The organism is Vibrio sp. Vb0888 (assembly GCF_033338835.1).
Taxonomy (GTDB): domain Bacteria; phylum Pseudomonadota; class Gammaproteobacteria; order Enterobacterales; family Vibrionaceae; genus Vibrio; species Vibrio alginolyticus.
Map to the genome: position 1 here is coordinate 1 of NZ_JAWOTL010000057.1, position 2,032 is coordinate 2,032.

Annotated in this window: 2 protein-coding genes; both read right to left on the reverse strand. The window is 49.6% G+C overall.

Annotation, left to right across the window (positions count from 1 at the left end; genetic code table 11):
- Positions 1–1,656, reverse strand: a 1,656-nt coding sequence (kefB, locus tag R7P72_RS23700; RefSeq protein WP_318110784.1) for a glutathione-regulated potassium-efflux system protein KefB, incomplete at its 3' end; no start/stop codon positions are given.
- Positions 1,640–2,032, reverse strand: a 393-nt coding sequence (locus R7P72_RS23705) for an NAD(P)H-dependent oxidoreductase (protein ID WP_318110785.1), incomplete at its 5' end; no start/stop codon positions are given. The genes R7P72_RS23705 and kefB, both read right to left, overlap by 17 nt.

Genomic DNA, 2,032 nt, shown 5'->3' on the forward strand with positions numbered 1-2,032 from the left:
ATTATCGAGCTTACGAAAATGTGCTTCTGCCCGCTTTGCTTGATATGGGTGCATGCCTAACTCAACCAGAGTTTGACGACCAAGATCCAGTGCGCCTAAAAAAGTCTCACGCGAATAGTTTTGCACACCATGGCTCATCAACTGATAGGCCTCAACTCGGCTTCGAGCACGAGCGAGCAATTTGAGATTCGGAAAATGCGTACGGCAGATATCGACAATCGCCATCACTTCATCCGGCGAGTCTGTACAAATCACTAACGCTTCCGCTTTGTCTGCGCCAGCGGCGCGCAACAAATCGATTTGCGTGGCATCGCCATAAAAAACTTTGTAACCGTACTTACGCAGTAAGTGAATTTGGCTGGCGTCACTTTCCAATACCGTAACTTTGATTTTATTGGCGTACATTAAGCGCCCAACGATTTGCCCAAAACGACCAAAACCCGCAATGATGACACGAGGACGACGATCAACCACGTGACTGGTGGCGCTCTCTTCTTCCTGGTTAAGCGTATGAGCGAACCACTTCTTTTGTCCCATCAACAAGGGTGGCGTGGTCACCATCGATAGGCTCACCACAACCAACAAAAACGCCACTTGTTCTTTGGATAAAATGCCTTCTTGGCTTGCCGCGGTGAAAATCACAAAAGCAAACTCACCACCTTGGCTTAAGATGGCGGCCATACGGCTACGTGCTTTTTCTCGCACTCGACCCGCTCTGGCTAGGGCGTACAACACCAAACCTTTCACCACAACCAAAGCTACCACCGCACCAAGAATTTCAAGAGGATGCAACGCCAGTAAGCCTAAGTTTACCGCCATGCCAACCGCGATAAAAAACAGACCAAGCAGCAAACCTTTAAACGGCTCGATAGCGATTTCTAGCTCATGGCGATATTCACTTTCGGCCAGCAGCACTCCAGCTAAGAAAGTTCCTAGCGCCATGGACAAGCCCAGTTTTTGCATCACCACCGAAATGCCTAGCACCACCAAGAGTGAAGCCACGGTAAATAGCTCGCGAACCCCACTCATCACGACAAAACGAAACAGAGGGCGCAATAAAAAGTGACCACCAATCAACAAGGCTACGACACTGCCTAAAACGGTAAAAGCATCGAACCAACTACCTACATTCTGTTCACCAGCCAAAAGCGGTAACATAGCCAACATCGGTATGACGGCGATATCTTGAAAAAGCAGCACAGCAAAACCAGACTGGCCCGTTTCGGTGCCATTGAGGCCTTGCTCTTCAATCACTTTAAGTGCAATAGCCGTAGAGGAAAGGGCGAGCCCCATGCCGATGACCAAACTCACCTGCATGCTCAAGCCAAACAAACTGACAATGCTACCAATAACCGCCGTCGTCACCACAACTTGCGCGCCGCCAAGACCTAAAATCGGCCCTCGCATTTGCCATAATTTTTTCGGGTTCAATTCCAAGCCAATTAAGAACAGCAGTAACACCACCCCGAGCTCGGCAAAATGCAGAATCGCATCGACATCGCTAATCAGGCGTAATCCCCAAGGGCCAATCAATACCCCTGCCAACAAATAGCCAAGCACCGAACCTAAGCCAAATCGCTGCGCCAAAGGAACAGCAATCACCGCCGCCGACAGAAACACAACACTGCTTTGTAGAAACTCACTGGTTATCGCCATGCAGACCTCCTTGGTGCAACGCTTCCCACTCATCAAGAGGATTACTCAGCCATCGACGATACTGCTCCGCGTGTTCATAGCGTTCAATATCAGAAACATTGCGCGACCAATACAACACCAGCGGCTCCATCCAATGCATCTGACACAACGCTGCCGTCAACTCGAACGGTTGCAGAATCTGCTCTAACGGATACTTGTTATACCCCCTAGCACTGAAGGCTTCTTCTTTACCACCCGTGGTGATCACACTGCGCCAATATTTGCCTTCCAGTGCAGAACCGTCGCCAAACGCAAAGCCCTTGCCGAGTACTCGGTCTAACCACTCTTTCAACAACGCCGGACATGAATACATATAAAGAGGATGATGAAAGACAAT